The sequence below is a fragment of the Runella limosa DSM 17973 genome, from assembly GCF_000482465.1.
In the GTDB taxonomy this organism is placed as follows: Bacteria; Bacteroidota; Bacteroidia; order Cytophagales; family Spirosomataceae; genus Runella; species Runella limosa.
Map to the genome: position 1 here is coordinate 143,065 of NZ_KI519430.1, position 6,546 is coordinate 149,610.

The window sequence follows — 6,546 nt, forward strand, 5'->3', positions numbered from 1 at the left end:
ACCCAACGCCAACAACCATGAATCCACTTTTGCGCGTCACCATTGCTTTTATTATCGGTATATTAGTTCAGCACCAATGGCCACTACCAACGACTATGCTGTGGGCTTTGGGGACATTATTGGTCGTTCTTTGGTTTATTGGTTTAACTCGGTTAGCCAACCGCTACTTACTTGGCATCACCACCTTTGGAGTATTCATTTACTTGGGTGGGCTGGCAGTCACCCTCAAAAACGAATCCCTCGCTCCTACCCACCTTGTGAATTTTCGTTTGGATAGTATCCAAGCCTATCGCGGACAAGTAATCGCGTTTCCCGAAACGCGAGGAAAAACGCACCGCGCCGTTTTGGAGATAACCCACGTTAAATTAAACCATCATTGGCAAGAAGCCACTGGAAAAATTCAGGCATATATTGATAAAAAAGCCCCGCGCCCTGCTTACGGTGCTGAGTTGGTTGTCCTTGGCGCACCGCAGCTAGTCGCCCCGCCTTTAAATCCAAATCAGTTTGATTTTAGACAATTTTTGGCGTATAAACAGATACATCACCAACATTATTTGCGCGCTACCGCTTTTGCTACAACAGGTAAAAACTTCGCCCAATGGTACTCCCGTTGGCCTTATCAATTGAGCCAGTGGAGCGACGACGCCCTGAAAAAGCTCGTCCCCATTGAGCGTGAATACGCTGTGGCGAAAGCCATGATTTTGGGTCTGCGCGACGATATGGATACCGAACTTGTACAAGCCTATTCGGCGGCAGGAGCTGTTCATGTACTTTCGGTATCGGGATTTCATATTGGCGTGTTTGTGGCTATTATTGCCTTTTTACTCCAAAAACTCAGATCCCACCGACGGGGACGTTGGCTGTACGTTACGCTAACTTTGGGGATACTTTGGTTTTATGCCATCCTTACTGGACTCTCAGCGCCTGTTGTTCGTTCGGCATTAATGTTCAGTTTATTTCTTTTGGCCGAGCCACTTGGCAAAAAATCCAACGGGGAAAATGCGCTTTTCGGGTCGGCATTGATTTTGCTGGCCTACGACCCTCTTCTGGTCTTTTCGGTCAGTTTTCAACTATCTTATGCTGCGCTTGCGGGAATTATTTTCTGGCAGCCAACAATTTATCAATGGATTACAGCCAAAAATTGGTTTTTAGACAAACTTTGGGCAATCACGGCGGTCGCTCTTGCTGCTCAGTTGGCCACTTATCCCCTATCGGTTTATTATTTCCATCAATTTCCCACCTATTTTTTGGTGGCTAATCCCCTCGTTGTCGCACTCTCTACCGCCATGATTCCCGTTGCGTTAGCGGCATTGGCGCTTTCCGCTGTGCCCTTTGTTGAATCCGTCATCGGTTGGATTTTAACAGGAATTACGTGGTTGCTCAACCAATCCGTGGTTTGGATTGAGCAGCTTCCAAGCGCTACCCTTACTGGTATTACTTTTGGTAAATTAGAAGTAGTGATTGTCTATGCTATTATTGGGATACTTGCTTATTGTTGGTATCAAAAAGAAGTATTTTTGGTAAAGGTGGCATTGGCAATGAGTGCCATTCTCGTCGTGGTACAAGGCATTCATTTGTACGAAAACAACACCCAAAAACTCCTCATTGTACACGACATACCCAAACAAACCGTCGTCAGCCTTATCGAAGGCACGCGTGCCATTCTCGTGGCTGATTCGTTGTTTTTTGCTTCTAATCAACAGCCTTTTTCATTTTATCTGAAAAACTTCTATGACGTCCACGGGATACGCGAAATTACGAACATTTCGTTGGACAAAGCCACCAACTCAGGGATGGTTCGCCCCCTTCCCTTTGGGAAACTTATTGTGTGGAAAGGGCAGGAATTAATCATTGCCGAACGGCCAATTTCTACACTGACCGCTCATTTTACCTCCCCAATCATCGTACGAAAAGGAGCCATCAAAAGCATTCAGAAAAACGCTTACTTTGAGCAAATTCCCCTCATTTTCGACAGTTCCGTTTCCACTTATTACCTCAAATCGCTTGCCCAAAAGTCCCCTTCGAGCCTTCATTCTTGGTATTTTACGTTTCAAAAAGGCGCTTATATCCGTAAAATTTAAGGCTTTTGCCAAAATTAGTACCCCGAAAGTTTGGTTTGAAAGAAAATAAGAGCCTATATTTGCATAGTTAATCAATAGATATTATTCTAAATTTTATTCAATGATATGAAACCAGCTATTACGCCCAACTTTGCCCTCACACAACTTGAAATATTAGGGTTTGACCGTGTCGGTTTTGTAGAAGAGGTAACGCGATTTGTCTCCGACTATGGTCACATTGTTAGCGTACGATTTGAGGCTGACGGCGTGCGCTCGCAAGGATTTCTCAAAATTAAACTAGACCAGCTCGAACGACTTGAGAGTCTCTTGGTTCGGCTCAAGGCTATTACAGGACTGGTACGCGTAAAAAAAGTGGAGTCAAATCCTCTTAAATAAGGCTATTTGACTCCGCTAATTAGGTTTATTTGGCAGAAACTACTTCAATTTCAAACAAAAGTGGGGAGTTTCCTGGAATATCTGCCCCCGCTCCTCTTGAGCCATACCCCAACGAAGAAGGAAAAATGAGCGTTGCTTTTTCGCCAACTTTCATTTTTGCAATACCTTCATCAAAACCCTCAATCACCTGACCTGCTCCTAAATAAAAGCTAAACGTGCCTGCATCAAACGTACGGTCGGTGAGTAACTTACCTGTGTATTTGACAGTTACCGATTGTCCTGATTTAATACTTGCCCCCGCCGCATTGGCCTTGGTTAAGATGTAGCGCAGTCCCGTAGCTGTCTTTTCTGTGACGACCAAGTTGTTATTTTTGATGTAATTCTCAATTTGTTGTTCTTCAGTTCCCGATAAATCTTCACGGTTACAACTTACAACCAAGGCCAAAACCGCCAAGAATCCAACCAAACGAAATAAAGCTTTCATAGATACATGTAAAAAGTAAGCGACAAAATTACGCAAGATATTGGCGCAATTTGCATATTAGACCAAAACGCTAAAAAAGCCCCCCAACAAATACGGCCAACTCCTTGACAATCTGAAACTTTCTGCTAATTTTGTTTTACTTACTGATTCCACCCACTCTTTGCCTTTTCAACTTATGAATGCTGTTCTTACCAAAGCGCATCTTTTCAGAATTGTGTTCTTTTTTGCCATTAGCTGTACAACAGCTTTGGCAAACTCCATTCTCATCACCATGGACGATAAGCAAACCAACCACCTCAAAGCCTACGGGGTGGCATATTGGGAGCTAAAAGCCGACCGCGAAGTGGATTGGTTACTCAACTACCGAGGCGGAAGTTTTATGATGACCTATTCAACCGCCCTTGAGCGAGAATGTCGGCTACGTGGGGTGTCGTATGAGGTCATTTCAGATGCCAACGCAAAGGCTATTTTAACCCAAATTTCCCACCCTGATGTCAACATGGACGCCGTTAAACTTCACAAAGCTGCCCGAATTGTGGTATATAGCCCCATCAAAGTCAGCACTTCATCGTTTGAAGATACGGATGCCGTTTTGCTGGTATTGAAGTACGCCGAAATACCGTTTGAAATTGTCTATGACGAAGAAATCCTAAAAGGTGACCTTGCCAAATACGACTGGCTGCACCTGCACCACGAAGATTTTACGGGGCAATTTGGCCGAAATCGTCGCCGTATGACGATTGCGGACGTTCAAGCCCAAGAAAATATTGCCAAAAAATACGGTTACAAAAAAGTGTCACAGCTCAAACTCGACGTCGCTCGAAGCATCAAAGGTTTTTGTGCGGGCGGTGGTTATTTGTTTGCCATGTGTTCGGGAGCAGAGTCGTTGGATGTCGCCCTTGCAGCCGAAGGCGTTGATATTGTTCCTTCTATTTTTGACGGCGACGGCGTAGATCCTAAAGCCCAATCCAAGCTTGATTTTGGCAAAACAATTGCCTTTGAAAATTTTGTACTCGAACTCAACAACGACGACGATTACCGAGGTGGTGGCATGTCGTTTTCGAGCATTAACTCCTCTTCAGGAGGAGGCTGGGGCGACGAAACCACTAACTATTTCTCGTTGTTTGACTTTTCGGCCAAATGGGACGTGATTCCTTCCATGTTGGTTCAAAACCACGAAAGCCTCATTCGCGAGTTTTTTGGACAAACCACGGCTTTCAACAAAAAAACCGTCAAATCTAGTGCTTTGGTCATGGGACAAAGCAAATCGTCGGATCGTTATATTTATGGTGAATTAGGACGTGGACAGTGGACTTTTTACGGTGGTCACGACCCCGAAGGACAACGCGGTTTTCATCGGATGCCGACCGACCTCAACCTCCACCCGCATTCGCCTGGGTATCGGCTCATTCTTAATAATGTTTTGTTTCCGTCGGCAAAAAAGAAAAAGCGGAAGACGTAAATGACTTGAAAATGAGTCAATTTGTCACCCCGACGATAGGCGGGGTCTAATCCGACGATTTAGATGCTCGCAATCGTTGGGATAACAAAGAAAAGTCTATTTATTTCTTAAGCTCGACGGTGTACAAACCAAAGACGTCGAGGACTATTTTGGTACAGGTGTTTTCCTTGACTTTGAACGTAAAAGACACTGTCGAAATGGGAGCACTATTGGTAGAGAATGTCGTTTCTACATCTCCGCTTACTACCTTCCACGTGGACTTGGCAACGGGGCTGCCCAAAAATATATTCCCAGGATCGTTGATAGTGCCATCGGCATTGAAAGTGAGCGTACCCGTACCAGACTCCTCACTATCCTCGATGACCACGGCTTTCCACGTACCTACCAGATTTTTATCAATGGCGGGGGCGATGCACTCCTCGGATTTGGACTTACAGCCAACTAACAAAACAATAATAACGAAAAATGAAGCAAGACTTTTGAACATGGGGGATGTCATTGGTTAATATAGATTATAAACTCTACTTGGAAATTACAGTTTCACTTTGCCTCTAATTTCAATAGGTACTTCTGAGTATGGAACACTATATTTTACTTGTTCTTTCATAGTTCGGATATGTTCTTGGTCAGATTCAGTTGTATAGTAATTTTCAAAGTCCATTCCTAAAACTTTCATCCATTCCATAGTAATACGATGGTGAATTGAGTGTAAAAAAATCACTGGATTCGGATAAGTGAGATGTTTAACTTGTTCATAATTGAAACCATTATTATAGTCAATATCATCTCCAAAACTTTTATATACAAACCAAGTGTTTTTAGTTATATCATTATTTTCTCCATTGTGTGTCTTAAAAAATGGGGGTTGTAAATCAATTTCTGTTAAAGGATAATTACCCATTTTTTTCCACTTACAATTTCCTTTTTTTGGAATAGAACCTGCTGCCATTAATGGGTTAACTAATAAATCCCAATTATTAAACTCCTCCTGGGTAATTTTTTTTCTAACCTGATTGGATCTATAGTCCATTATTTTAACTAAAAATCCAAATAAATTATATATACTTCTATCTATAATTTGGACATATCCAAATCCTAATTTTTCATTTAACTCAATTTCCCAGAGAGTCTCATGATATGAGCTTATTTTTTTCATTCTTGACAGCAGTTTGGTTGATTAGTATATTCTTGACCTGTAAAAAGAAAACCTAATTTAGTGGTTACATTTTGATTTTGATTTTGAAATTGTGTTTGCCATTTAGGATATCGTCTATCTAATTTTGTTTTACCAAGGATATTTCTACGAGTATAAACATCTAATCGTAAAGGAGATGTAGAATTAACGAAATTGTCAATGGTAGTACTTTTTAATGGATATGGTAGCCCCGTTGTGCGTAGTGTTCTTTTGAACACTGCGCACTGAACATAAAAGGCCGTTTGTAACGGCCCTACCAAGCCTGATAAACTCTCCAAATAGCTTAATTTTATAGTAATTCTACCTCCAATAGCCCTTTCTGATTGTTCATGTAATCTCGTGCCGATGAAAAACGATATTCCCAAGGTTCATCTACCAATCCTGCTTTTACAGGGTTTTCGTGGATATATTGCAACTTCTGGTCAATAAATTTATTGCTTATCAACTCAATAGGATGATTTTCTTGTTGCCAAAATTGGTAATTCGTATTCTTTGCATTGGCTTGCCCTGCTTGACGAAATAGCCATAAAAGCCACCCTCTACGACTTTCAGGTTGCTCTTTATCTTCTATTGCTGTTATAATTTGTTTTGATGTAAACTTTTTGAAATCTCTCAATATATCTGATGGGTGAACGCCAAATTTCGTAGAAATCATTAAATGCACATGATTACTCATTGTAGATTTACTTTTTCAAAATAATATTTGGCAATGAAGGAGTTAAACCGATTACTCACTGGTACTCAGATACTGAGGTTATGTTTGGTTTCTCCTTCATGACAAATGCTGATAACGGACAGTTCATTGGGTATTTTAGCCCGTCTCACAATGTTGTTTATAGGCATTTAATTGTTTCATCTTTTTTTATTTTAGTTATGGGTACTTATCTTGGAATCGACATTAGTAGTGACTTTATTCACATCGCTTGTGAAGATAATACTACTTGGGTTT

The 6,546-nt window shown here is 41.6% G+C and carries 8 protein-coding genes; 4 read left to right on the forward strand and 4 right to left on the reverse strand.

The genetic code is table 11. The features are described from left to right. The first annotated feature begins 17 nt into the window (after window positions 1-17). Together K339_RS0130340 and K339_RS0130345 are read left to right on the forward strand one after the other, a co-directional pair. Complete coding sequence (locus K339_RS0130340; protein WP_028526952.1) at window positions 18-2,081, forward strand: ComEC/Rec2 family competence protein; 2,064 nt, start codon at window positions 18-20, stop codon at window positions 2,079-2,081. A gap of 105 nt (window positions 2,082-2,186) precedes the next feature. Next, entirely contained in the window at window positions 2,187-2,456 is a 270-nt protein-coding gene (locus K339_RS0130345; protein WP_028526953.1) for an ACT domain-containing protein, read from the forward strand. 25 nt (window positions 2,457-2,481) lie between these two features. Here K339_RS0130345 and K339_RS35370 read toward each other — a convergent pair whose 3' ends face one another. Beyond that, window positions 2,482-2,940 carry an FKBP-type peptidyl-prolyl cis-trans isomerase gene (locus K339_RS35370; protein WP_051398370.1) on the reverse strand — a complete coding sequence of 153 codons (459 nt, stop codon included), beginning with the start codon at window positions 2,938-2,940 and terminating at the stop codon, window positions 2,482-2,484. Between the two features lie 271 nt (window positions 2,941-3,211). On the opposite strand from K339_RS35370, the gene K339_RS0130355 reads away from it, so the two are divergent. Further along, window positions 3,212-4,402 carry an asparagine synthetase B gene (locus K339_RS0130355; RefSeq protein WP_229598854.1) on the forward strand — a complete coding sequence of 397 codons (1,191 nt, stop codon included), beginning with the start codon at window positions 3,212-3,214 and terminating at the stop codon, window positions 4,400-4,402. 100 nt (window positions 4,403-4,502) lie between these two features. On the opposite strand, the gene K339_RS0130360 is transcribed toward K339_RS0130355, so the two are convergent. The 3 genes from K339_RS0130360 to K339_RS35375 form a co-directional block, all read right to left on the reverse strand. Further along, entirely contained in the window at window positions 4,503-4,889 is a 387-nt protein-coding gene (locus K339_RS0130360; RefSeq protein ID WP_028526955.1) for a hypothetical protein, read from the reverse strand. A gap of 45 nt (window positions 4,890-4,934) precedes the next feature. Further along, on the reverse strand, window positions 4,935-5,558 hold the full coding sequence (locus tag K339_RS0130365; protein ID WP_028526956.1) for an Imm26 family immunity protein: 624 nt from the start codon (window positions 5,556-5,558) through the stop codon (window positions 4,935-4,937). 328 nt (window positions 5,559-5,886) lie between these two features. Next, window positions 5,887-6,273, reverse strand: a complete 387-nt coding sequence (locus K339_RS35375) for a transposase (RefSeq protein ID WP_037302302.1) — start codon at window positions 6,271-6,273, stop codon at window positions 5,887-5,889. 80 nt (window positions 6,274-6,353) lie between these two features. Here K339_RS35375 and K339_RS37800 point away from each other — a divergent pair. After that, window positions 6,354-6,546: hypothetical protein (locus K339_RS37800; protein ID WP_211243860.1), on the forward strand; the 193-nt coding region annotated here is incomplete at its 3' end.